Origin of the sequence: Rickettsia akari str. Hartford, from assembly GCF_000018205.1 — a bacterium.
Taxonomy (GTDB): Bacteria; Pseudomonadota; Alphaproteobacteria; order Rickettsiales; family Rickettsiaceae; genus Rickettsia; species Rickettsia akari.
In genome coordinates this window covers 155,249-181,201 of the sequence record NC_009881.1, presented here as the reverse complement: position 1 = coordinate 181,201, position 25,953 = coordinate 155,249, and the positions used below count along the sequence as shown (strand labels likewise).

The window sequence follows — 25,953 nt, the reverse complement described above, 5'->3', positions numbered from 1 at the left end:
CAATTATTTTTTAGCTTTAATAATATCAGCTACCTGACTCGGCACTTGATCATAATGAGAGAATATCATACTAAACTGAGCTCTACCTTGAGATAAAGACCTAAGCGTATTAACATAACCAAACATTTCTGCTAAAGGAACGTTCGCAGTAACTACTTGAGCGTTTCCTCTTGGATCCATGCTTTGAATTTGTCCTCTACGACTATTTAAGTCACCTATAATATCACCCATATATTCATCAGGAGTGATAACTTCAACTTTCATAATCGGCTCAAGTAATTTAGGGTCACCTTTCGGCATCCCCTCTCTAAACGCCGCTTTTGCTGCAATTTCAAACGCCAATACACTAGAATCTACATCATGAAACGCACCGTCAACTAAAGTCGCTTTAAAGTCAATCATAGGATAACCGGCAATAACACCGGTTTCTCTAATATTATTTAAACCTTTTTCAACACCCGGTATATATTCTTTAGGCACGGCACCACCAACGATTTTACTTGCAAAGACAAAAGTTTTATTTTTGTCTTCATCTTCTAGATCTTTTACCTCTTTTAAAGGCTCAAAAATAATTTTTACACGAGCAAATTGTCCTGCACCGCCGGATTGTTTCTTATGTGTATAATCGATCTCGCAAGCTTTTGTTATAGTTTCACGATATGCGACTTGAGGAGCTCCAATATTTGCTTCGACCTTAAACTCTCTTCTCATACGATCAATGATAATTTCTAAATGGAGTTCTCCCATTCCTTTTATCACTGTTTGCCCTGTTTCATGATCCATTGAAACTCTAAATGATGGATCTTCAGCTGCTAAACGAGAAAGTGCTAGACCCATTTTTTCTTGATCTGCTGTTGATTTAGGTTCTACCGCAAGCTCAATAACCGGCTCCGGAAATTCCATTCTTTCTAAGATTACTTGCTTATCCACATCAGACAACGTATCACCGGTGGTAGTATCTTTAAGACCTGCTAAAGCTACTATATCACCTGCTGATGCTTCTTTTACGTCTTCACGATTATTAGCATGCATTAATAGCATTCTACCGATTTTTTCTTTTTTATTCTTTACGGTATTAATAACAGTAATTCCTGAAGCAATTTTACCTGAATATATTCTAATAAAAGTTAATGAACCGACAAACGGGTCATTCATAATTTTAAATGCTAAAGCTGCAAAAGGCTCAATTACCGAAACAGGAAAATCTTTTTCTTCACCGGTACTTACTTCTATACCTTTTACTATACCTATATCAATAGGCGAAGGTAGGAAGTATACTACAGCATCAAGTAAAGGCTGTACTCCTTTATTTTTAAAAGCACTACCGCATAAAACTGGATAAAATGCTGCTGAAATAGTACCTTTTCTGATTAATCTTTTAATCTCTTCTTCTGTTACTTCTTCACCTGATAAATATTTTTCCATAATCGTGTCATCTAACTCAACAACCATATCAAGCAATTTAGCACGATATTCTTCAGCCTTGTCTTTCATATCTGCAGGTATATCTTCTTCACAATACTCAGCACCAAGTGATTCATCTTTCCAAATCACTGCTTTCATTTTAACAAGATCAATTATACCTTTAAAATTTTCTTCAATCCCCACAGGCAACTGAAGAACAAGCGGTTTTGCCCCTAAACGATCTTTGATCATTTCAACGCATCTATAAAAATCCGCTCCCATTCTGTCCATTTTATTGACAAAACACATTCTAGGCACATTATATTTATCTGCTTGCCTCCAAACTGTTTCAGACTGAGGTTCAACACCTGCTACACCGTCAAATACTGCAACCGCACCGTCAAGAACACGAAGCGAACGTTCTACTTCGATAGTAAAATCAACGTGTCCGGGAGTATCAATAATATTAATTATCTTATCTTGCCATCTACAAGTGGTAGCAGCTGAGGTAATAGTTATACCGCGTTCTTGCTCCTGCTCCATCCAGTCCATGGTAGCACCGCCATCATGAACTTCACCTATTTTATGTGATTTACCTGTATAATATAAAATACGTTCGGTAGTTGTGGTTTTACCAGCATCAATGTGAGCACATATTCCTATATTACGAATATGCTCAAGTTTATTCATTTTACTCATTATATACCCTACCTTATTGCATTTTTTTAGGGCTAAAATGAGAGAAAGCTTTATTCGCTTCAGCCATTTTATGAGTATCTTCTTTCTTCTTAATAGCGACGCCTCTATTATTAGAAGCTTCAAACAGCTCTTCGGCAAGTTTATCAATCATCATTTTTTCAGAACGTTTTGACGCAGCATTAATAATCCAACGGCTAGCAAGAGCATACCCCCTTCTTTCATCAACATGCGTCGGAACTTGATAATTAGCTCCTCCAACCCTCACCGAAGTTACTTCTAAATGTGGCTTCACGTTATGCATAGCATTATTAAAGGTTTGATACGGATCGACTCGATGCTTCTTTTCGATTTTATTAAAGGCTGAATAAACAATTTTCTCTGCAAGGGCCTTCTTCCCTTTTTTCATAATATTATTGATAAATCTTGACAGTAAAATACTGTTATATTTCATATCAGGTAAAATTACCCGCTTTTCGGCGGCGTGACGACGTGACATTTTATTTTTTCTCTCTAACTAATCATTTATTTTTTTGTAACTGCAATTTGTTTACAAGGAGCACCATAACGTGAACGACCTTGCTTACGTCCTTTAACTCCAGAAATATCATATGCACCGAGTACGATATGATATTTCACACCCGGAAGATCAGGCACCTGACCGCCTCTTACTAATACCCTATCATGCTCCTTTACACTATGCTTTTCACCGGGAATATATGCATTTACTGTTCTTTTATTACTTAAACGCACCGTTGCAATCTTACGAAGTGCAGAGTTAGGCTTTTTAGGGGTAACGGTTTTTACAACTAGGCAAACACCACTTTTAAAAGGATTAGATTCTAAGGCAGGAGATTTGCTCTTACGAGTTTTTGACTTTCTCCCAAAACGTACTAACTGATTATATGTCGGCATTAAAAAATACTCCAAAAAACTTATATATACAGATAAATAAAGGGAGCAAAATACTTCCACCCTTTATTTTGAATAATTTCTAAATACAAATTATAAGAATTTGTAAAATACACTAGATTCAGATTATAATGACTTTTTCCATAAAAGCAAGTATGTTTTAATTAACAATCATTTTTTTCTCAATTATTTTCGCTATAAAGCTGATTAACATCACTAAAATATAATAACAGCAAGCAGCAATAGACATTGGAAAAAAATAATTATATGTTTCAATTGATACAATTTGTGCTCTACGCATTAAATCCATTTCTCCAAGCATAGAAATAATTGCTGATTCTTTAATCAAATTTACAAGCTCATTTACTAATGACGGAAAGATATTTTTAACTGCTTGTGGCAGAATGATATCTTTCATTATTAAAAACTTTGGAATAGCAAGAGCTTCAGCCGCTTCAAATTGCCCTTTATCAACTGCATTAATACCAGCCCTGATTACTTCGGAAACATATGCTCCCGAATTAAGGGAAAAAGCAATAGCTCCAGCCATAAACACACTAAATTTAACGCCTATGATATAAGGTGAAGCAAAATAAATAATAGTTAATTGAATTAATAAAGGAGTACCTCTGAAAATAGAAGTATAGAAATTTGCACAGAGCCTTAAAGCACGATTCTTATTTACCTTACAAATAGCGAGCAGCATCCCTATCACTAAACCCAATATAACGGCAATAATGCTATATTTTAAAGTTACTAGAGTCCCCTCTACAATAAAGAGGATTTTTGGATAAAATTTTATTAAATACTCAAACATAAATTATTATAGATTTATTCCAATACGAATCAGCCTTATCGTCATTGCAAGGAGCGAAGCGACGTGGCAATCTAGGAAAAAACAAAAAATGCTATAAATTAGTATTTTTTAACCGGATTGCTTCTTCGAATTACTACGTAATTCTTCTTAGCAATGACGACTGGGAGTCTACGCAACAATGCCTCCTCACAATGACGATTTGATATCTACGAAACAACGAGAGGCCAATTTTTGAAATTCACCGAGTATATAATACATTAATACACTCTTTTTGCTGGTGGAATTGTACTTATCTCATCGGTTAAAGTGGTTAGCGTTACAGGTTTATAATCAAGAACTACTTTACCTGCTGCATCGATAGAACTAAGAGTATGTTTCATCCAATCTTCATCATTACGACCAGGATAATCTTCCCTAGCATGAGCTCCTCTGCTTTCTTTCCTTGCAGCTGCCGAATATACTGTAACCAAAGCTTGATCAAGTAGATTATCTAGCTCTAAGGCTTCTACTAAATCACTATTCCAAATTAAAGATTTATCGTTAATTTTTATATCTTTATAGCCGCTTCTTATCTCACTAATCATTCCTGCTCCTTCGTCTAGTACCTCTTGAGTTCTAAATACCGAAGCGTGACTTTGCATAGTTCTTTGCATTTTAAGCCTTAAATCTGCAGTTAAAATATTACCGTTATTATAACGAATTTTATCAAATCTATTTATAATTTTCTCAAGGCTTTCTTCTTTTAATGGCTTATGTGGACTTGCCGGTTTGATAAGTTCAGCTGCTTTTAATGCAGAGCTTCTACCAAATACCACCAAATCAAGCAAAGAATTTGACCCAAGCCTGTTAGCACCGTGTACCGATACACAAGCTGCTTCACCGATTGCCATAAGTCCTTTTACTACGCTATTGTGATTTTTACCGTCTTTGATTATGACTTGACCGTGGTAATTAGTCGGTATCCCTCCCATATTATAATGAACTGTAGGAAGTACTGGTATCGGCTCTTTAGTGACATCAACACCGGCAAAAATTTTAGCCGTCTCCACAATACCTGGCAAACGACTATGTAAAATCTCAGGCGATAAATGATTTAAATGCAGGAATACATGATCTTTATGCTCGCCGACTCCTCGCCCTTCACGAATCTCGATAGTCATCGCTCTTGAAACCACGTCTCTTGAAGCTAAATCCTTTGCAGCAGGAGCGTAACGCTCCATAAAACGCTCTCCGTTTACATTAACAAGATATCCCCCTTCACCTCTAGCTCCCTCGGTAATAAGACAGCCAGCCGAATATATGCCTGTCGGATGGAACTGTACAAACTCCATATCTTGCAGCGGCAAACCTGCTCTAATCGCCATACCTCCCCCGTCGCCCGTACAAGTATGAGCAGACGTTGCTGAAAAATAAGCACGCCCATATCCTCCCGTTGCAAGCACTACATTATGAGCTCTAAAACAATGCAGTCTCCCATCATCTAAATTCCAAGCAACTACGCCTCTACATTCGCCGTCTTCCATCAATAGATCAATAGCAAAATACTCAACAAAAAACTGCACTTTATGCTTTAGTGACTGCTGATATAACGTATGGAGTATGGCATGCCCAGTACGATCTGCCGCAGCACATGTACGCTGAGCCGCTTTTCCTTTACCGTACTCTGTTGTCATACCGCCAAAAGGACGCTGATAAATTTTTCCCTCTTTAGTTCTTGAAAAAGGTACTCCGTAATGCTCAAGCTCTAAAATCGCATCGGGAGCATTCTTGCACATATACTCGATGGCATCCTGATCACCTAACCAGTCTGAACCTTTTACTGTATCATACATATGCCAACGCCAATCATCTTCGCCCATATTCCCAAGAGCTGCACTGATTCCGCCCTGAGCAGCCACAGTATGACTACGAGTCGGAAATAGCTTAGTTATACAGGCGGTGTCTAGCCCTTCTTGAGCCATACCAAATGCAGAACGAAGACCAGCTCCGCCTGCACCTACAACTACTACGTCAAATTTATGATGTATGATATTATATGCTTTGTTCATTAAATTAATTTGTTACTCTATATTCCAGTTATATCTATATTTTTATGCACATCCTAAGTATACTAATTTCATTTTCAATCACGAAATACAGTATTATATTGCTATTAAAAATTATTGATTTTATATTTTTAAAAATTTCCGGACGATTTATCCCTATATTTGGAAAATTACAAATTTCTATACATCTATTATGTATTTGAATTAAATATTTTCTTGCTATCTCTTGCCAAAATACTTCTGCACTACAATACTTTATTTGCAGCAAATCATTTTCAGCAATTTTAGTTAAGTTATAAGACACTATCTTACTCATCATCCATCAAATCTAAAATTGATTTCTCACTAAATATGTTATTCTCTGCTTGATATATTACTACACCTACAGCTTAACACAGCAAGTCGCATTTAATACTTTGTGCTTTTTCAAATTTATCTATCAATCCTAAAGCTTCTGCTACTACCGCACTCGCATTACTATACATTCCTGAATTAACTTTTTTGCGATTACTATTATATCCATAATAAATTACCTTATAATTCATCCAATATAAAACATCGCTACTACAAAAGTAGTAATAGTCACAATGCAAAATAATTGCACTATTATAATCAAGATATTATGTAATTTGTGACAACTTATATAATCCTCAATCACTACACGCATACCAAGCATTGAATGATACAACGAAATAGCCACCGTAATTAACAATGCTACTACGTTAAAAGGCTTTTTAAGCTCCCACATAATAATATTTATGTCATTATTTTTGTTAGTTAGCATAAAATATATTAACCATATAGAACATAAAGCTAATATAATCCCCGTTATTCTTTGCGACAACCAACGATGAGAACCACTTTTAGCAGAACCGCTATTTTTGGCTTTTACAATTTCTACTTTAAAATCATATACCATTAATTTTCTCTAAACATATTTTGTATTGGTGTCATTCCCGCTTTCGCTGGAATGACACCAAAAACTTTGTAAAACCTTACAATTACAATCATATCTATATACTCCGAGTAAATGAAGAATCGGTAGACTAAGGTCCATTTTACAAAGAGCAAGAAGTTCATAAGGCGAGGAACAGAACGTACACTTAATACGTTAGCACCACAGCTCTTTGAGAACGACGTAGCCAATTTTTGAAATTCACCAAGTATACTTTCATACCCATAGTAACATAGTTAATAATAAAGATCCTACCACTACACACCAACCGGTGATATTCACTGCTTTTATAGAAAATCCGTAACCGATATCCCAAAATAAATGACGGATACCATTACATAAATGATAAAACCAAGAGTAGCTTACTGCTACTAAGCATATTTTTATAATACAGCATTTAGCAAATTGTAAATAATTATTATCATATTTACTAAGAATCAACCACCACACCAAGATTGACACCGCAAAAAACAAAGCTACGCCGGTTATACGATGCAAAATCGACAAAGTAGAGCTTATTTGCGGCTTATATATAGTTAAATGCGGCGAAATCGGACGCTTATTATAAATTTCTTGTTTGGTTTTAGTCATAATATTAATAATAAAAAACTTACATAACGTCATTGCGAAGAAAAACTGCAAGTTTTGAGGAAGCAATCTCATGAGTGTGTTATTATTTCATGAGATTGCCACGCAGCCTACGGCTGCTCACAATGACGATCAGGTATGGAATGACATCTTATACATTTTCATATACACCACTATGTCACTGACATCTATCTCTGTAACCAATGCCCTGCTACGGGCGATAAATCATCCGCTACTGCTCTTCTATCATCAAAGACGAAACATGCACCTTGCCATAAATTATTCTTATTTTGCGTATCTTCTAGATATTGCAATATACCACCTTTCAAATGATACACCTCATCATAACCTATGCTTTTAAGTAAGCTGGTGGATTTTTCACACCTAATACCACCTGTACAAACCATAGCAATTCTTTTACCTTTGAGCAATCCTTGATTCTTCTGAACCCAAGCAGGAAACTGCTTAAATGTTTTAGTATTAGGACTAATTGCCGATTTAAATGTACCAACCTCTACTTCATAATCATTACGGGTATCTATTACTATAACATTTTGTTTTGTGATAAATTCGTCCCAATCTTTCGGCTCTATATATTCGCCTTTAAATAAATCCACATTCAAACCTTCAACATTCATCGCTACGATCTCTTTCTTAAGCCTTACCTTCAACTTTTGAAAAGGATGAACATCACTATAATTTATTTTAACGTTCACATCTTTGGGACCTGTTAGCTTTATTAGTTCTTCAAGTACAAGATTTACATTTTCGTATGAACCTGAAAAAGAACCGTTAAAGCCTTCATTAGCTAATAAAATAGTACCTCTAACATATTTTCTTTTACCGATAAGCAAAAGCTTTGGTATCAAATTCGCCGGTTCTTCTATATTAACAAAACTATACGCACTTAAAATTGCTATTTTTTCACTCATAAATTATTTATGTATTATTATTGTTAACGCCATTGCCCCCCGCGTCCGCCTACGGCTCCTAGCAATGACGACAGGACTCTACACCACCGATAACGGCATGAACACACTTGTATCACACCTTTCAATCAAGAGCAAAATATTTTGCTTATTTGATTTTTTAGCATTTTCATATAATTCTTCTAGCTTACTTATATCGTCTACGCTTTCCTGATTAATATTGGTTATCAGATCACCAATTTTGAAACTACTTTCTTCTGCATCAATATTTGTTATAACTATTCCCGTTTTATCTTGAGGAATAGTATATTTTTTTCTTAGTGCTTCAGTAATATTACTAAAAGTAATATTATTTTTAGTAATAGATAAACTATTTTCTTCTTTGTTTGTTATTTCTTCTTTATTCGTCTCTTCTGTAGAATCATTGGTAACTTCTTCATTATCTGAAGTAATCTTAATAGGCAATTCAAGCACTTTTTTATCACGTAGTATTTTTAATTTTACTTCTTGATTAATAGGAGTATCTGCAATAATTACACGTAATTTTTTAGTGTTTTTAACCGGTATATCTCCAAACTCTATTATTATATCACCCGTTTTAATACCCGCTTGATCACCTGGACCGTCTTCTTGTACTTTAGCTACTAACACACCGTTAGTGTCTTTAAGTCCTAGCCCTTCAGAAATTTCCTCGGTTAAATCTTGTATTGTTACTCCAAGGCGTCCTCTACTTACTTTTCCATCTTTCTTAAGACGTTCGATTATAGGCTTTGCAGTATTTGATGGAATAGCAAAACCTATACCTATATTAGTACCGAGTGGTGAAAAAATCGCCGTATTTACTCCGATTACTTTCTGATCCAAATTAAACATAGGACCGCCGGAATTACCGTTATTAATTGCAGCATCCGTTTGAATAAAATTATCGACTATATTGTCTGTATCTATATCAATATCCCGCCCTTTAGAGGATATAATACCGCTTGTCACCGTACCACCTAGATTACCGAACGGATTACCGATTGCAATAACCCAATCTCCTACTCTTGCATCATTTGAATCTCCAAACTCAACAAAAGGTAAAGGCTCATCACTATCTATTTTTAAGAGAGCTAAATCGGTTTTAGTATCGCTACCTATTAGCTTAGCAGGTAATTCAGTATTATCTGCAAGCTTTATATTAATTTTATTAACATTTGCAATGACATGATAGTTAGTGACTATTAAACCGTTAGGCTCAATAATAAATCCTGAACCAAGCGGAACAATTTTTGGAGTTTGATCGATTTCTTCCAAATTCAATGGAATATTTAACTTTTCTAAAAAATAATTAATAAAGTCTAAAGGATTTGTTTCTTGCAGCGGATCTTTCTCAGCATTTTCCGACTTACTATTAACATATTCTATTGTTGAAATATTAACAACTGCGGGAATTAACGGCTCAACTATATCAGCAAAACTATAACGAGCAGCTTCACTTACTTTTAAAGGTGCAGAATTTATTGCCGTAAATTCATTCTCTGCTTGATCCGCTAATTTTAAAGACTTATTATTTTCTTTTGCTAGAATAACGTTACTTGATATTAAAATTATTATAACAAGAACTATTTTCAGATTCATCACACTACTTAGTTAAATTAAGGTATTTTAAAACTTCAGCATCCGGTGAAATCACAAAATTAGTATCTTCTTTCTTTAAAGAATTTTTATATACTAACAGTGATCTATAAAATTTGTAAAATTCTGGATCGACGGAATAAGCGGAATTATATATTTTTGCTGCTTTTTCATCGCCGTCACCTTTAATAATTTGTGCATCTCTATAAGCTTTGGCAAGTATTATTTTACTTTCTTTATCTGCTTTTGAACGAATACGTACGCTCTCTTCTTGTCCTTCTGCTCTAATTTGGGTCGCTTCTTTTTCACGTGCCGTTTGCATACGACGATAAATAGCTGCACTGTTTTCTTTCGGTAAGTCTGCTCTTAAAATTCTAACATCTACAACATCAATTCCAAAGCTTTTAGCTTCTCCGTCTACTTGATTTAAGATATTTAGCATTACATTACTACGTTCCCGACTTAAAAGACTACTTAACGAAATTTTACCTATCACTTTACGCATCGACGATTCAAGATTACGAGTTAACCTGATTTTCACACCTTGATAATCATGTACCGTTTTATAAAACATTACAGGATTATTAATTTGGAATTTGGCATAAGCATCAACAATAACTCGTTTACCGTCAGCAGCCGTTAATTCTTTTGCCTCAACCTCAACATCTAAAAGACGCTTATCAAAAAATTCAACATTTTGAATAAATGGGATTTTAATATTTAGTCCTGGATTTTCTATAGTTCTCACTGCCTCACCAAACTGGAATACCACAGCAGACTGGCGTTGATCAACTGAAAATAAGGAGCTAAAAATCAGTATCATCCCAAAAACAATTGTAAAAATTATATAATAAATCTTTTGTTGCATTTAATATTCCTTGTTGTGTTTTTATTAGCTCCGTCACCGCGAGGAGGGGTAAAGCCTCGACGCGGCAATCTCAGGAATTTTATTATTTCATGAGATTGCCCGCGCAAGCCTACGGCTGCTCGCAATGACGGGATAACCGCCTTTATTTTATAACCATGTGTGGTAGTAGTGCATTATTAATAATAGTTTTATTTGAACCACCTAATATCTCTTCGACTACTTCTAAATATAACCTATCTCTAGTTACTTGCCTACCTACAGTATATTGTTTATAAATAGCATTAAATCTTTGGCTATCACCTTCTGCTTTTGATATAACTTCTTCTCTATAACCTTCTGCTTCTTGTATAATCTTTGCGGCTGCTCCTCTAGCTTCCGGCAAAATCTTATTATTATAGGCTTGAGCTTGATTTATTTCTTTTTCTTTATCTGCTTTTGAAGTTTGCACGTCTCTATAAGAATCTATTACTTCGGCAGGCGGCTCGGCTTTTAGTAATTGTACTTTCTCAATCATCACACCGGCATTATAACTATCCAGTATCTTTTGTGCTAATTTTTCTATTTTGTAAGTAATTTCTTGCTTTTGATCAGATAATACACAAGAAATAGGAGTATTGCCTATTACTTCTCTAACAGCACTTTCTACTGTTGCTTTTACTGTTTCTGCAGGTCTTTGTACGTTAAAAATAAAATCCTCAAGGTTATTAATATGCCACATTACGTCACAATTTAAAGCAACAATATTTTCATCACCGGTAAGCATTATACTTTCACCGGCAATATTTTTAGTATTATCGCCACCGCTACGTACCGAGTTATTTGTACGATAACCAATCTCAATTCGCCGTGATTGTTTAACTTTCTCAACTATTATCTTTTCAAAAGGGACAGGTAAATGATAATTAAGCCCGGGGTAGCCCTTACGTACAAAACGCCCAAATCTTATTACCGCTGCTTCATCACCTTCTTTTATTTCATAAATACCGGACGCAAGCCATAAAGCAATCACTGCGACAACAGCTAAAATTATTGTTTTAACATTGAAATTAAACTGGAATTGAAATTTATCAAAATTAAATTGATTTTTACGCGGTCTTGTGAATATGTTATCGTCTTGATTAGAATCACAATCTTTCCATGGGGATTTTTTTAAAATCGAGCTATATTTTTTACTAAGCATTTGCTTTTTTATATTATTTTAACGATTAAGTGATTATATATATTATAGCATATAACGTCAAGTTATGAACTTAAACAGCCTTAAAAAGGAAATTTAATTATGGCGGATTTACACCAAAAGCAAATTATTGATAAACTTCAGCATATTACCTTTAAAGACGGCACTTTTTTAAATAACTTTATATCAGATATTATAATTAAGGATAATAATATAGGTTTTTCCATAGATATATCAGGTAAAAACAAGTTAGAAGCCGAAGAAATCAGACTTAAGGCAATTAATAAACTTAGCGAGATTTCGGAAGTAAATAAAATATCAATTGTTTTTACGGCAAGTAAACCGATAGAGCAAAAAATTCAAAAACCAAAGCATATTGTAGAAAACGTAAAAAAAATTATCTTAGTAGCATCAGGTAAAGGCGGAGTCGGAAAATCTACAATATCGGCTCTTATTGCTCAGCAATTGAGTCTAGAAAAATACCGAGTAGGCATAGTGGATGCCGATATTTACGGTCCGTCAATTCCACATATAGTCGGCATTAACAAAGTACCGAAAACAACAGATGGACGAATAATACCGATAACGGTAAAAAGCATCCAAGTTGTTTCTATAGGCTTTTTTGTGAAAGACAATTCAGCAATTATTTGGCGTGGTCCTATGGCTAGTAAGACCATTAATCAATTATTATCATCAGTCACAAAATGGGATAATTTAGATTATCTCATTATCGATATGCCGCCGGGAACAGGCGATATTCATTTAAGCCTTTTAGAGAATTATCATTTAGACGGCGTAATAATCGTAACAACACCGCAAAAAATATCAGAGATAGATGTAATACGTTCTATAGATTTATATCAAAAACTTAACTTACCTATTTTGGGAATAATTGAGAATATGAGTTATATGTTTGAAAATAATAGTGGCTGGCATTTATCGCAAAAATATAATATTCCCCTAATCGCTCAAATCCCGATTATGCCGCAAATAGCCGATGCTTGCGATAAATCACTACCTCTAACAGATTTATTAACATTACCTTTAAAAGAATATTTATTATGAAAATATGGGTTATTGCAGATGATAGAACAGGCAACACAAATCAGGCTATTGCACTTGCAGAAAAATTAACAGAAGAATATACAACAATTAGGCTTGAATATAATTGCTTAGCTAAACTACCGAATTTTTTACTAAAATATTATCCTATTCATATAAAAAGTGAATTATTACAGGATATTTTGGCTAAGTCCCCGCCTGACATAATAATTGCTGCCGGAAGAAGAACAGCAGTTTTAGCGTTTTATTTAAAACAGAAATTAGACCTCTTGCATAACGTAGCTAATAAGGAGGAATTTATAAGATACACGGAACGCAGCACCGCAGCGTACACTTTAGTACGTGAGGATGCGAGTACCGGATCGACGCATAAATTACCATTAGAAGCAAGTGGTGCAAGAGGCCTATTTAAAGATATCAAGCTAATACAAATAATGCAGCCTAATCTTCTCTATAATACATTTGATGCCGTTATTCTGCCTTATCATGATTCAAGTAATAGCAAAAATGTCATCCCATGGCTTGACAATGGGATCCAAAAAAAAATTAAAGAAGACTGGATTCCGCGCTCAATTCGTGGAATAACAATCCCAATCAACGGAGCTATCAATAACGTAACCAAAAAGTGCGCTGCGGCAAACTTGGAACTCCAAAAACATTATCCCAATCTTAAACAATTTATTGCCGTGATAATCGGTGGAAATAATAAAAATTTCAATTTCAACGAAGATGAAGCAAATTTATTTTCTTCATTATTAAATAAAATATATACTAATCAACAAATACCATTGTTCATTAGTTTCAGCAGACGTACACCACAAGCCGTAAAATCAATTATTAAAAATAATATGCCGGCTTCCGCAATTATTTATGACCCGAATGAAGAAGTGGGTTATAATCCTTATATAGCTATGCTTGCTAATGCACAATATATAATCTCTACGGCCGACTCGATTTCAATGTGCAGTGAAGCAGCATCAAGCGGCAAACCTCTTTATATATTCTGCCCACAAAACTTTAATTCCTCAAAACATAAGATTTTTGTAAAACAATTAGTAGAACAAAAAATAGCAAGAATTTTTGATGAGTCAGTGATTTCTCTAGAAGCATATGACTATAAACCTTTAAATGAAGCAGAAAGAGTAGCTGAAATTATTAAATCTTTAATCAAAAGCTGGTAATTATATTAATAAAGATATACAACAATATATATTCATTAAGAAGCTACAATCTTTTCCGTGTGTCGACGAAATATGGCTTTTCGGCTCTCGTGCTAGATGAGATAACGAGGAGCGTGCCGATATTGATATTGCAATTATCTTCTCTGATATTACAGATCAAAAATGGCTAAAAGTTATGGATATTATAGAGAATGCAGACACGCTTTTAAAAATAGATTGTGTAAGGTTTGAAAGTACTAAAATAAGTCGTGAACTTTATGAAAATATATTAAAAGAGAAAAAAATTATATATTTCAAAAATAAACCTTAAACTTGATTGTAAAACTTTTATGACGCTTGAAGATGTCAATTTAAAACATGTAACAGAAGATAGAGCTTATATTGGCGCAACAATTCAAAGATTTTGAATTTACTTTTGAACTTGTTTGGAAGTGTTTAAAAGAATGTTTTTCTTAAAAATGTATAATTCTTCACTATCCTAAAGAAGTTATTAAAGAAGCTTACTAAGCTGGAATTATAAACGATGAAGATTTATGGATTTATATGCCTCAAGTAAATAATGAGTTGGTAGACGAAAATCAACTTCAAAAAGAGCGAGGAGTTCACTAGGCGAGGAACGCAGCGTATACTTAATACGTGAGTACCATAGCTTTTGTAGAACTACGACACGCTAATTTTTGAAGTTCATCGAGTATACAAAGACTTTATGATACCTTGCAGTGTTTGCACTTCAGGTGAGGAGAGGCTATTGATACGTGTAAATATATTAGTGATATTTTGCTGCATGGCAGGCTTTTTGTCAGGAGCTTTGAAGAATCTGGCTTTATCAAGTTTGCCGAATAAATTTGTTAAAAAATGTTCTATTTCTTCTTTAGTAGCTAATTTTTGAATATTATGTATATCCTCTCTAGGCTTAAAATTACGGAACAATTCATAGCAGATAATAATAACCGCTTGAGCGATATTTAACGAGCTAAATTCAGTTGTGTTAATAGTGATAATCTTATTAGCGAGTGCGACTTCTTTATTGCTAAGACCATTATTTTCACGCCCAAACATTATCCCAACTTTTTCAGAATTTGGATAATCTAAAGGCAAATTTTGTGAAAATACGTAATCTTTATTCATCGCCCTTTTAATACAAGTAGTAGCGTATAAATATTCAAGGTCTTGAACGCTCTCCTCTAGGTTATCATAAATTTTTGCATTATCTATAATATTAACCGCTCCGACTGCATTACTACGTGCTTGCTCATTTGGCCAGCCATCTCTTGGAGCTACGATTCTCAGCTCACTTAAGCCAAAATTCTTCATGGCTCTTGCAGTAGCACCGATATTCTCACCCATTTGCGGGACAACTAATATTATAACCGGATTCATTTAACTCTCATAACATGACAAGTATAAGCGATTGCTATAGCATCAGCTTCATCGGAATTAGTAATTAAGGAAGTGCCGGGCAGCAAAAGCTTTATCATATGCAAAATTTGATCTTTCTCTGCATGCCCATAACCGGTCACGGTTTTTTTGACCGTATTTGGTTTAAATTCCCGAATGTCCAAATTATACCTACCGCACAGCGACATTATCGCACCTCTAGCATAGCCGAGCTTTAACGAAGTCACGCTATTAGTATTAACAAATGTTTCTTCAATCGCTGCCATATTTGGTTGATATTCTAATATTACTTTTTCTAATGTACTGTTAATACAGGCAAGTCTATTATGAATTTCATCTTTACTATTTGTTTTAATAATACCGCTAGCTAAATATTTCAGTTTTGTCAACTGCCTTGCAACTACTGCCCATCCAAGACTCCCAAGTGCTGGATCAATCCCAAGTACTATCATGATTATATATCCCGTGTCACCCCGTGGCTTGACTACGGGGTCCATAAAATAATTATAAAAATACTGGACCCCGTAGTCAAGCCACGGGGTGACAGCTTCATATCTTCATATACTGATAAAAATCTGGGTGATTTTCCCACAGTTCATGCACCTTAACAAATAAAAATAAATGAACAGGAAAGCCAAAAAACCGCTCCATTTGCATTCGAGATTTTGACCCTATCTCTCTAATTTTCGATCCGTTTTTACCGAGTATTATAGTTTTATAACTCGCTCTTGATACTATTATAACTTGATTAATCTTTACGGATTTGTCTTTAAGATCTTCCCACTTTTCGGTTTGTACGGTTAATTTATAAGGTAGCTCTTGCTGCAAATTAAAAAATAATTGCTCTCTTGTGATTTCTGCCGCAATAAAACGCATCGGTAAATCCGTGATGTCATCTTCTGCATAAAGCCAAGGAGCAATTTGTGCCTTACCTGTTATATATTCAAGTAATCCATTAATATTTTTGCCCGATAAAGCAGATATAGGAAAAAACAAACTATCAGGATGATTTCCTATTAAAAAAGCTTTAATGTCATCTAGATATTTTGATTCGATATCTATTTTATTCAATAAAAATATCGGAACAATATTAAGTGAGCGAAGCTTATCTAAAATATCGTGTGTTACATCATCAAACGGTTTTAAACTATCGATAATTAACATTACTAAATCCGCACTATGCAAACTAGACCATGCACATCTTACCATTGCTTTCTCTAAGCTCCCTTTCGGCTCAAATATACCTGGCGTATCGTATAAAATTACCTGCGTATCTTTTAAGGTAATAATACCGGTAATAATTGACCTAGTCGTTTGAACTTTTGGCGTAACAATTGAAAGTTTCTCACCGATTATTCTATTTAGCAAAGTCGACTTCCCGCTATTTGGTCGTCCAATGATACAAACTGAAATTGTTCTCTGATTATACATCTTGAAGCCTGTGCAATAAGTCTCGTGCTGCGTTTTTTTCGGCTTCTTTTATAGAGTGTCCTGTACCTGTTTGTTCATAATCTTTTACTTTTACAAGAACCGTAAAAGTCGATGAATGGGCAGCTCCTTCTCTTTTTATCAGACGGTATATAGGTAGGTGATGGCTACTCGCTTGAGCCCATTCTTGTAAAGCAGTTTTGGGGTCATAATCCGTTAAATTCTGAATTTTTATAAATTCTTCCCATAATTTCCCAATAATATTACGGGTTGTTTCAATATTGCTATCAAGATATATAGCTGCAATCAAAGCTTCCATAGCATTTTCTATATTATTAGGATTATCACGCCCTCCTGCTACTTCTTCACCATAAGTCATAATTATATAATCTTTTAAAGTGAGTTTGGTCCCAACCACACATATTGTTTCTTTGCAAACTAAATATGATCTAATTTTAGCTAAATTCCCCTCATTATAACTTGCAAAATTTCTAAATAAAATTTCGGTGACTACTAAATTTAATACAGCATCACCTAGGAACTCTAATCGTTCATAATCTTTATCATACTTATACTCATGATGTTGTCTTAAAGACGGGTGACTCAACGCCTCTATTAAAAGCTCTTGATTTTTGAAACTATAGCCAAGCAGCTTTTCTAACGTCTCAAATGATTGCATTACTCATCCGTGTTATAAAGATTTCTGAAAATTCGATTTAACCTAACAGATTCAATCCATGGTTTTAACCTTAGTACTAGATTCATAACTCCTATATCATTATCCCACCAATTTATTTTTGTTGAGAACCAAATAAATTGTGCTTTAGCAATAAAATTTTCAAATGGTACAAATCCAAGATTTACTCTACTATCATTTGACTGATCTCTATTATCCCCTAAAAAGAAATATTTCCCTTCAGGTACATAAAAAACATCCGTGTTACCGTATCTATCGTTATATATAACGCTAAAAATAGGAGCAAGCTTATAAGAAAAATATGTTCTACCGTTTGGCAAGGTTTCTTTAAACTTCAAATATTTTATTCCATCTTCGCTTGTATAAGTTCCAACTTCAGTGCGTTCTATTTTTTTATCGTTAATATATATTACATCATCAATCAATTGAATTTTATCGCCTGGTAGCCCTATTAAACGCTTTATATATCTAACATTCATATCGTTAGGCGGACGAAAAACTACAATATCGCCACGCTCCGGTTCGCGAGCAAATATTCGCCCTTTAAAAAGAGGAATAAAATCAAAAAAAGATAAAGAATAATTACTATAACCATAACTATATTTCGTAGAAAAGATATAGTCATTCTCAAGTATGGTTGCTTTCATAGAACCGGTCGGAACGGTAAATGGCTCCATAATAAGTATTCTAATAAGTAAAGCGATACATATTACAAAAGCACAAGACCACCACTCTTGCTTAGCTGTTTTATTAGTGTTGGATTTTGTATTATCTGTTTGCATAATCTCTTAATTATTTTTAAATTGCAATCGTCATTGTGAACGACTGTAAGCCTTGTTGTATGGCTTCCGTCATTGCGAGGACATTACAAAGTAATTGACGAAGCAATCTCAGGAGTTTATTACTTCATGAGATTGCCACGCTATAACTCTTTATCCTATCCTCAATCTCGCTTCTAAAATGGCGTATCAGCCCTTGGATTGGCCAAGCTGCCGCATCACCTAAGGCACAAATAGTATGCCCCTCTATTTCTTTCGTAACATTAAGAAGTTCGTCGATCTCGGATTTTTTGGCATTACCTTTAACTAGACGTATCATAACTCGCCACATCCAGCCCGTACCTTCACGGCAAGGAGTACATTGCCCGCATGATTCATGCATGTAAAATTTACTAAGGCGTGCTATTGCATAAATAATGTCGGTAGATTTATCCATAACTATAATACCACCTGTACCAAGGCCGGAACCTACGGTTCTTAAACTATCAAAATCCATATCCACTTCACATAATGACTTAGGAAGTAAAGGCACGGAAGAACCGCCTGGAATTATGGCTTTAAGATTATCCCAACCGCCTCGAACACCACCTGCATATTTCTCAATCAATTCTTTTAACGAAATTCCCATTGCCTCTTCAACATTGCAAGGCTTATTAACATGCCCAGATATGCAGAAAATCTTAGTACCGGTATTGTTAGGCTTACCGATAGAAGCAAACCAACTAGCTCTTCGTCTTAAAATGGTCGGCACTACTGCGATAGACTCAACATTATTTATAGTAGTCGGGCAGCCATATAGACCAAATCCGGCAGGAAAAGGCGGCTTTAAACGAGGCATGCCTTTTTTACCCTCTAAGCTTTCAAGTAATGCCGTTTCCTCACCGCAAATATAAGCCCCTGCCCCACGGTGTAAATAAATATTACAATCAAACCCTGAACCGCAAGCATTCTTTCCTATTAACCTGTCTTTATAAGCCTCATCTAAGGCACGCTGAATATTAGAAGCTTCATTATAAAACTCACCTCTAATATAGATATAGCAATTATTCGCTCCTATAGCAAAGCTTGCAAGCAAGCAACCTTCTATTAATTTGTGCGGCTCAAACCTTAATATATCACGATCCTTACAAGTACCAGGCTCAGACTCGTCGGCATTTACTACTAAATAGCAAGGCTTCTCTGAATTTTTGGGCATAAACGACCATTTCATACCGGTAGAAAATCCGGCACCGCCCCGCCCTCTAAGCCCTGATTTCTTGATCTCTTCAATGATAAAGTCTCTACCTTTATCAAGTAAAGCTTTAGTATTATCCCAATCGCCTCGCTTCTTGCTAGATTTCAAATCATGGATTTGCCCCCCATGTAGGTTAGTAAAAATTTTGTCTTCTTCTTTTAGCATAAACTATTCTCGTTATGGCTTAAAAACGTCATTGTGAGGCAAGACAAGCGTGGTTCGAAAATTATCATTGCGAGCAGCCATAGGCTTAGTGGCAATCCAGAAAAAATAATAACAAATTCTTTAAATCAGAACTTTTTACTGGATTACTTCGTCAATTTACCTATTGTAAACTGCCTCGCAATGACAAAAAAACTAGCCACACAGGCGATGCCTGCTTGCAATGACGATTTTTTACCTTTCTATTACTTTGTTATTAAACTTCCTATTAGCGAACATTGTAAGTATCGGGGCAGAGATAAAAATTGACGAATAAGTACCGGCTATTATCCCAAAAAATACAAGGACGCTAAAACTACGGATTGCCTCACCGCCGAAAAGCATAAGTGCTAAATTGGCAAGTAGCGTGGTAATTACTGTTAAAATCGTTCTTGATAAAGTCTCATTGATACTTAAATTTATAATTTCCGTGATATTTTTTTTATGATATTTACGCAAATTTTCTCTAATCCTATCATATATTACTACCGAATCATTAACGGAATAACCTATAATAGTTAACACTGCTGCGATAGTGCTTAAGTTAAAATCAAGCTTTGTTATACTCATAAACCCAAGAGCGAGTATTACATCATGCACTAAGGCGATAAGTATACCAAGACCGAAATACCACTCAAAACGCACCCAAATATAAACCATAATAGCTAAGAAAGAGGACAGCATAGCCATAGCACCCGCTTCTATTAGCTGCCTACCTACTTGCGGACCAACAAAATCTACCTTACGATATTCAAACTTATACGGAAAACTACTTTGCAAAGATGCTTTAATTAACTCAATATTTTTCATGAGATTTTCTTCGCTACTAATACCGAATCTAATCGATAAATCACGCTCACTACCAAAATTCTGTAAGACCACCTCACCTATTCCAAGCTCACCTAGAACCCCTCGCATTTTTGGTAAATCAGGAGCTTGATCAAGCCTTACTTCAATAACTATACCGCCGGCAAAATCAATACCGAAATTAAATTTATATATACCGATCCAAATAAAGCTAATGAGTGATAAAATAATTGAGAAACTGTAACTAACTGCTTTAAAGTTCATAAAATCAAAATCGATTTTATTAGGTAAAAGTCTTAAAGGATAAATTTGCATTATTAATATTTCATTGAATAACAGTTATATACTGCTGATATTTCAAGAATTGAATTTTATTTTAGAGGTCAGGCACCCACAGCCTATACTGAATAGGTGAGGATGCGAATCCTTAATAACATGCAAGAACAATTCTTGAAAGATAAGTAGCATATCTGTATTATATAGTAAATTCAAAAAGGTTAAACGATTTTTTTATGTCAGAAGTAGTAGTAAAAGAACAATTAGAGCAATATATAAGCAAAATAGAAAGATTGGAACAAGAAAAAGCTGATTTGTCTCAAGAAGTAAAAGATATTTTCCAAGATGCTTCTGCGCATGGTTTTGATGTTAAAGCTATGAAATCTATATTGAAACTAAAGAAATTGGATAAAGATAAACTTGCCGAGCAGGATGCTATGCTTGAACTTTATAGAGATACTTTAGGGATTTAGTAGGTTTGCTTGCATATCGTCATTGGAATGGAAATGTAGAATTATCCTCAGCCGCCTATGTCATTCCAGCAAAGGCGGGAATTCAGAAAAAATACATAAATACAGCAAATTTTTGAAATTAAAAGCTTGATTATCTCGCTTTACACTAGATTCCCACCTACGCGGGAATGACATCGAGTAGGTTGTTCAATTCATGCAACAACGCCTTCAGTCACTCGCAATGACGTATTGAGTAAATGAAGAATCGGTAGAAGAATGTCAATTTTAAAAAGAGCAAAGAGTTCAAAGTCCTCGGAGCGGCAGCAGCTACTTAATACGCGAATAACCGCAAATCTTGTAGAACGACATATCCAATTTTTGAAATTCACCGAGTATATTTAAGCTTTCACTGTTTTGGTTTTAGCAATATGGATATGTCGCTCTTTAATTCTAGCCGACTTACCGCTTCTATTTCTTAAATAATAAAGTTTAGCACGACGCACTACTCCGTATTTTACTACATTAATAGAGTGTACTATCGGCGAGTAAGTCATAAAGCGTCTTTCGACACCTTCACCATGGCTAATTTTACGTACTAAGAAAGACGAAGTAATACCGCGATTTCTTTTTGCGATGACTAAACCTTCATAAGCTTGAAACCGTTCCGTTAATTTTTCCTTACCGTCTTTCTCAATAGATCTATCAAGAACTTTAACAGTGACCTTAACTGTATCGCCGGCTTTAAAATCAGGAATTTGTTTATTTGCAGTAAGCTTTGCAATATTTTCCTGTTCAAAGTGGTCAATAATATTCATTTTTACTCCTTAACTCTATAAATCTTTAAGTAACTCCGGACGGCGTAATTTAGTAATCATACGTGATTGCTCTTTTTTCCACTCATTAATTAGCTTGTGGTTACCGGATAATAAAACACTCGGTACAGCTCGACCACGCCAAATTTTAGGTCTTGTATATAAACTGCATTCAAGCCCGCCTTTAAATTCCCCGTCTTCTTCAAAAGACTCGGAAGATAAGGTATTTTGGTTCATTAAAACACCTGGCAGTAGTCTAATTAAGCAATCGAGAATGGCGAGAGTAGGTATTTCTCCGCCGGATAAAATGTAGTCTCCTACACTAATTTCTTCAACATTATACTCTTCAATTACACGTTCGTCAATCCCTTCGTAACGTCCACATAAGAATATAAGGTTTTTATTTTTTAACATCTCCTTAGTAAAGCTTTGAGTAAAGACTCTACCGCGAGGTGAAGGATAGTAAATGCTAGCATTAGGATTTAAAGATAAAGCGTGTTCTATAGCGTTACCAAGTACATCAGGACGCATTATAAGCCCGTCACCGCCACCATAAGCTTCATCATCAACATTTTTATGCTTAGTTAGACCGAAATCCCGAATATTGATAACGTCATACGACCAAATATTTTTCTTCAGTGCTTGCCCTGCTAAAGAATCCCCTAGAGTCCCAGGAAACATTTCAGGAAAAACGGTTAGGATTGTAGCGTGAAGTATAGACATACGCTTAAAATAGTAGCCAGTACCAATTAATACAATAAAATTATAATTTAATTATTTACCACACCAACCTGTCCTATCATTTTCTTTTCTTTGTTTTTTTAGCAGCAGCTGTTGCACCACTCCTAAATGCTTCAGCTTTTTGTTGATTCGTTTTATGAGCTTGATCGCTTTGGAATTTTTGAAATTCTGCTTTCTGAGCAGCTTCTATATAATGACTTTTTATTTTCTCTAAGAGTCTCATAGCATCTTGATCTAAACTAATACCTGTTTCTTTTGCTTGCTGCTCTATTTTTAATGCTTTCTTATAAGCTGCTGCTGCGTTTTTAGCTATAACTTGCCTCTGAATAAACCAACTCTAGAATCTTTTTTCATTGCATCATTATATGATTTATCTTATTATTTTTAATTTATCTGTTTTTCTGCTTTCTTTTTATCAAAATCTTCCGACATAACTTCCTCCCAAATGCAAGTTCAAAATATATCTATACTTGCATATATTGTATTTCAAAAAAAAGTTAATAAAGAAAATATAAAGATATAAATAATTAAAAATTAACTAATTTGTGTTATAAAAACTTTATCACTTCCTCAGCGATGATTAGCTCTTCGTTTGTCGGCACAGCAAAAACTTTAACCTTACTGCTTTCAGTACTTATTAAATGCTCGTTTTTTTGGTTTTTTGTATCATCTATTTTAATGCCTAGCCATGAAAGTTTTGCGCTAATCATCTCACGTATTACAGCAGAATTCTGTCCGACACCGGCGGTAAAAATTAGACCATCAATCCCCTCAAGTGCAGCAGTTAACTTACCTATTTCAAGGACAATGCGATACACGAATAAATCTATAGCAAATTTAGCATCAGGTGAGTTACTGGCAAGCAAAGTACGAATATCGGAGCTTTCGCCGGATATACCGAGTAACCCCGACTTCTTATATAATAACTCGGTTATTTCTTTCGTAGTCATTTTCTCATGATCGATAAGATACAACACTATTCCGGGATCGATGTTACCTGTCCTTGTACCCATCATAACACCGTCGAGTACGCTAAAGCCCATAGAACTTGTTAGACTAAGACCGTTTTTAATAGCACATAGACTACTACCACTTCCTAAGTGAGCTATAATAGTCTTTATAGGTAAATCTTCCTTAGTCATTTCTTTAAAATGGCTACTAACATATTTATATGATAATCCATGAAAACCGTAACGAATTATCCCTTTAGCATAATATTTTTTCGGTAAACCGAAAGCTTTTGTAATAGGCGGATTGGTAAAATGAAACGACGTATCAAAACATGCTATATGCACGATTTCTTTATATTTTTGAAGAAATAAATCCAGTACCTGCAAATTATAAGGTTGATGCAAAGGGTTTAGAGGTATTAATACTCTCAAATCTTCACTCACTTTTTCATTAACAATAACCGGTTTATTAAAATTTTTCCCGCCATGGACAATACGGTGACCGGTTGCAATTAAATTGAGATTCTCTTGTTTTTTCCACCAATCTTCAAAAAGATCAATCATCATTTCAATAGCATCATCTTTAATATCGGTAGCAGATTCCTGTTTTTTATTTATATAACATAATATTTTATTGTCGTTCTTTTCTAAAAAAATATTATAAATTTTATCCTTAACTTGTTTATTCTGAATTTCAAAAATAGAAATTTTTAAACTAGATGAGCCGGCATTAGCTATTAAAATAACATCTTTCATATTATCTACCTGATTGGCTATGTAGCTTCGCCTTAGTATGATTATAAATAAATGAAGCAAGCACACAGGCAATAACACGCATATCCATTGGATCTGCTCTACTTGTTAAAATAATAGGCACACGGGCCCCAAGAACGATACCAGCCATAACTGCGTGACCCAAATATTTTAGCTGCTTTGCAAGCATATTGCCTGATTCAAGATCGGGTACTACTAATATATCGGCATTTCCTGAAACTGAAGAGCTAATGCCTTTTGCTTCTGCAGCAAATAAAGATATAGCATTATCAAACGCAAGCGGTCCATCAACTATAGCATTCGTAATTTGCCCTCGATCTGCCATTTTCGATAAAGCAGCTGCGTCAAGGGTTGTAGGGATTGCGGAGGTTACCGTCTCAACTGCTGACAATACCGCAACTCTAACCTGCTTGTCTTTTTTAATCATATGCATTAGATCAATAGCATTCTGCACTATATCACGCTTATCTTCTAGAGTAGGACGAATATTAATAGCAGCATCGGTAATAATGAACGGTTTTGGAAAGGTAGCAACTGCCATTAAGAAAGCATGACTTATACGGCGTTCGGTACGTAGTCCATTCTCCTTATGAACTACCTCAGACATAAGCTCATCAGTATGAAGCGACCCTTTCATAATAGCCGCAACTTCTCTTTTCTTTGCAAGCTCTACGGCTTTTTTTGCTGCTTCGTGGCTATGCTTAACATTAATTACTTGATAATCCTCAAGATCGACATTATTAACTTTTGCTACTGATTCAATTTTATGTTGCGGACCAATCAAGACCGGTTTTATTACATTAAATTGTGCCGCTCTAACTGCACCGAGTAATGATTCTTTATCGATTGGATGTACTACTGCAGTTTTAACAGGCTTAAAGCCGTTGGCTCTAAGTAATAGATCGATGAAATGCTGTGCTGCTTCATCAAAGTCAGGATCGTTGATTTCTCTCGGATGAGTATAAGTAGTACCTAATTTCTCAGCTAGAATTGCATCTAAAAAAGTCTCGTTTATTATATGTTGTTTCTTCATAAACCTCTTAATAAATTAATCACTAACTTAATTAGATAATATATAAGTTAATTAATAAAGGAAAAATTGAAAAAGATTCTTAATAGGAAATGTGTAAGTAGCATTACCACCACAGTGTAT

Annotated in this window: 29 protein-coding genes; 4 read left to right on the top strand and 25 right to left on the bottom strand. The window is 34.8% G+C overall.

Going from position 1 to position 25,953, the window contains the following annotated elements; all coding sequences use genetic code 11:
- Positions 1-3: 3 nt before the first annotated feature.
- The 13 genes from fusA to hflK form a co-directional block, all read right to left on the bottom strand.
- On the bottom strand, positions 4-2,103 hold the full coding sequence (gene fusA / locus A1C_RS00890) for an elongation factor G (RefSeq protein ID WP_012013395.1): 2,100 nt from the start codon (positions 2,101-2,103) through the stop codon (positions 4-6).
- 13 nt (positions 2,104-2,116) lie between these two features.
- On the bottom strand, positions 2,117-2,599 hold the full coding sequence (gene rpsG / locus A1C_RS00885; protein WP_012013394.1) for a 30S ribosomal protein S7: 483 nt from the start codon (positions 2,597-2,599) through the stop codon (positions 2,117-2,119).
- 26 nt (positions 2,600-2,625) lie between these two features.
- On the bottom strand, positions 2,626-3,015 hold the full coding sequence (gene rpsL, locus A1C_RS00880) for a 30S ribosomal protein S12 (protein ID WP_012013393.1): 390 nt from the start codon (positions 3,013-3,015) through the stop codon (positions 2,626-2,628).
- 157 nt (positions 3,016-3,172) lie between these two features.
- Positions 3,173-3,829 (bottom strand): amino acid ABC transporter permease, encoded by a 657-nt coding sequence (locus A1C_RS00875; protein WP_012013392.1) that lies wholly within the window; start codon positions 3,827-3,829, stop codon positions 3,173-3,175.
- 257 nt (positions 3,830-4,086) lie between these two features.
- Positions 4,087-5,877, bottom strand: a complete 1,791-nt coding sequence (sdhA, locus tag A1C_RS00870) for a succinate dehydrogenase flavoprotein subunit (protein WP_012013391.1) — start codon at positions 5,875-5,877, stop codon at positions 4,087-4,089.
- Positions 5,878-5,911: 34 nt separating this feature from the next.
- Positions 5,912-6,178 (bottom strand): type II toxin-antitoxin system RelE/ParE family toxin, encoded by a 267-nt coding sequence (locus tag A1C_RS00865; RefSeq protein WP_012013390.1) that lies wholly within the window; start codon positions 6,176-6,178, stop codon positions 5,912-5,914.
- 85 nt (positions 6,179-6,263) lie between these two features.
- On the bottom strand, positions 6,264-6,419 hold the full coding sequence (locus A1C_RS08340; protein ID WP_012013389.1) for a hypothetical protein: 156 nt from the start codon (positions 6,417-6,419) through the stop codon (positions 6,264-6,266).
- A complete protein-coding gene (sdhD, locus tag A1C_RS00855) occupies positions 6,416-6,793 on the bottom strand; it encodes a succinate dehydrogenase, hydrophobic membrane anchor protein (protein WP_012013388.1) in 378 nt (125 codons plus the stop codon). Before sdhD ends, A1C_RS08340 begins: the two co-directional genes overlap by 4 nt.
- A 252-nt stretch (positions 6,794-7,045) precedes the next feature.
- Entirely contained in the window at positions 7,046-7,420 is a 375-nt protein-coding gene (sdhC, locus tag A1C_RS00850) for a succinate dehydrogenase, cytochrome b556 subunit (RefSeq protein WP_012013386.1), read from the bottom strand.
- A gap of 185 nt (positions 7,421-7,605) precedes the next feature.
- Positions 7,606-8,349 carry an oxygen-dependent tRNA uridine(34) hydroxylase TrhO gene (trhO, locus tag A1C_RS00845; RefSeq protein ID WP_012013385.1) on the bottom strand — a complete coding sequence of 248 codons (744 nt, stop codon included), beginning with the start codon at positions 8,347-8,349 and terminating at the stop codon, positions 7,606-7,608.
- 78 nt (positions 8,350-8,427) lie between these two features.
- On the bottom strand, positions 8,428-9,969 hold the full coding sequence (locus A1C_RS00840; RefSeq protein WP_088123966.1) for a Do family serine endopeptidase: 1,542 nt from the start codon (positions 9,967-9,969) through the stop codon (positions 8,428-8,430).
- A 1-nt stretch (position 9,970) separates the two neighbouring features.
- Positions 9,971-10,831, bottom strand: a complete 861-nt coding sequence (gene hflC, locus A1C_RS00835; RefSeq protein ID WP_012013383.1) for a protease modulator HflC — start codon at positions 10,829-10,831, stop codon at positions 9,971-9,973.
- Between the two features lie 142 nt (positions 10,832-10,973).
- Entirely contained in the window at positions 10,974-12,011 is a 1,038-nt protein-coding gene (gene hflK / locus A1C_RS00830) for an FtsH protease activity modulator HflK (RefSeq protein WP_012013381.1), read from the bottom strand.
- Positions 12,012-12,110: 99 nt separating this feature from the next.
- On the opposite strand from hflK, the gene A1C_RS00825 reads away from it, so the two are divergent.
- The 3 genes from A1C_RS00825 to A1C_RS00815 all read left to right on the top strand — a co-directional run bounded on the left by A1C_RS00825 (position 12,111) and on the right by A1C_RS00815 (position 14,561).
- On the top strand, positions 12,111-13,073 hold the full coding sequence (locus tag A1C_RS00825) for an Mrp/NBP35 family ATP-binding protein (RefSeq protein ID WP_012013380.1): 963 nt from the start codon (positions 12,111-12,113) through the stop codon (positions 13,071-13,073).
- Positions 13,070-14,251: an ELM1/GtrOC1 family putative glycosyltransferase gene (locus tag A1C_RS00820; RefSeq protein WP_012013379.1), complete on the top strand. Its 1,182-nt coding sequence runs from the start codon at positions 13,070-13,072 to the stop codon at positions 14,249-14,251. The genes A1C_RS00825 and A1C_RS00820 overlap by 4 nt, the downstream gene beginning before the upstream one ends.
- Before the next feature lie 121 nt (positions 14,252-14,372).
- A complete protein-coding gene (locus tag A1C_RS00815; RefSeq protein WP_198282967.1) occupies positions 14,373-14,561 on the top strand; it encodes a nucleotidyltransferase in 189 nt (62 codons plus the stop codon).
- A gap of 374 nt (positions 14,562-14,935) precedes the next feature.
- On the opposite strand, the gene A1C_RS00810 is transcribed toward A1C_RS00815, so the two are convergent.
- The 7 genes from A1C_RS00810 to secF all read right to left on the bottom strand — a co-directional run bounded on the left by A1C_RS00810 (position 14,936) and on the right by secF (position 21,110).
- Complete coding sequence (locus A1C_RS00810; RefSeq protein ID WP_012013377.1) at positions 14,936-15,631, bottom strand: RNA methyltransferase; 696 nt, start codon at positions 15,629-15,631, stop codon at positions 14,936-14,938.
- On the bottom strand, positions 15,628-16,101 hold the full coding sequence (gene ruvC, locus A1C_RS00805; protein WP_012013376.1) for a crossover junction endodeoxyribonuclease RuvC: 474 nt from the start codon (positions 16,099-16,101) through the stop codon (positions 15,628-15,630). The genes A1C_RS00810 and ruvC overlap by 4 nt, the downstream gene beginning before the upstream one ends.
- Before the next feature lie 97 nt (positions 16,102-16,198).
- Positions 16,199-17,080, bottom strand: a complete 882-nt coding sequence (gene era, locus A1C_RS00800; RefSeq protein WP_012013375.1) for a GTPase Era — start codon at positions 17,078-17,080, stop codon at positions 16,199-16,201.
- On the bottom strand, positions 17,073-17,756 hold the full coding sequence (rnc, locus tag A1C_RS00795) for a ribonuclease III (protein ID WP_012013374.1): 684 nt from the start codon (positions 17,754-17,756) through the stop codon (positions 17,073-17,075). Before rnc ends, era begins: the two co-directional genes overlap by 8 nt.
- Positions 17,756-18,556: a signal peptidase I gene (gene lepB, locus A1C_RS00790; RefSeq protein ID WP_012013373.1), complete on the bottom strand. Its 801-nt coding sequence runs from the start codon at positions 18,554-18,556 to the stop codon at positions 17,756-17,758. Before lepB ends, rnc begins: the two co-directional genes overlap by 1 nt.
- Before the next feature lie 124 nt (positions 18,557-18,680).
- Positions 18,681-19,952 (bottom strand): NADH-quinone oxidoreductase subunit NuoF, encoded by a 1,272-nt coding sequence (gene nuoF, locus A1C_RS00785; RefSeq protein WP_012013372.1) that lies wholly within the window; start codon positions 19,950-19,952, stop codon positions 18,681-18,683.
- A gap of 231 nt (positions 19,953-20,183) precedes the next feature.
- A complete protein-coding gene (secF, locus tag A1C_RS00780; protein WP_012013371.1) occupies positions 20,184-21,110 on the bottom strand; it encodes a protein translocase subunit SecF in 927 nt (308 codons plus the stop codon).
- A gap of 197 nt (positions 21,111-21,307) precedes the next feature.
- On the opposite strand from secF, the gene A1C_RS00775 reads away from it, so the two are divergent.
- A complete protein-coding gene (locus A1C_RS00775) occupies positions 21,308-21,544 on the top strand; it encodes a DUF2312 domain-containing protein (protein ID WP_012013370.1) in 237 nt (78 codons plus the stop codon).
- Positions 21,545-21,921: 377 nt separating this feature from the next.
- On the opposite strand, the gene rplS is transcribed toward A1C_RS00775, so the two are convergent.
- From rplS to A1C_RS00750, 5 genes are all read right to left on the bottom strand, one after another.
- The gene (gene rplS / locus A1C_RS00770; protein WP_012013369.1) at positions 21,922-22,338 is read right to left on the bottom strand and encodes a 50S ribosomal protein L19; all 417 of its coding nucleotides are present in this window, start codon (positions 22,336-22,338) and stop codon (positions 21,922-21,924) included.
- Between the two features lie 15 nt (positions 22,339-22,353).
- A complete protein-coding gene (gene trmD / locus A1C_RS00765; RefSeq protein ID WP_012013368.1) occupies positions 22,354-23,058 on the bottom strand; it encodes a tRNA (guanosine(37)-N1)-methyltransferase TrmD in 705 nt (234 codons plus the stop codon).
- Between the two features lie 76 nt (positions 23,059-23,134).
- Entirely contained in the window at positions 23,135-23,266 is a 132-nt protein-coding gene (locus A1C_RS08335) for a tRNA (guanine-N1)-methyltransferase (protein ID WP_408635243.1), read from the bottom strand.
- A 358-nt stretch (positions 23,267-23,624) separates the two neighbouring features.
- On the bottom strand, positions 23,625-24,782 hold the full coding sequence (locus tag A1C_RS00755) for an acetate/propionate family kinase (RefSeq protein ID WP_012013366.1): 1,158 nt from the start codon (positions 24,780-24,782) through the stop codon (positions 23,625-23,627).
- A 1-nt stretch (position 24,783) separates the two neighbouring features.
- Positions 24,784-25,833 (bottom strand): phosphate acetyltransferase, encoded by a 1,050-nt coding sequence (locus A1C_RS00750; protein ID WP_012013365.1) that lies wholly within the window; start codon positions 25,831-25,833, stop codon positions 24,784-24,786.
- Positions 25,834-25,953 lie beyond the last annotated feature (120 nt).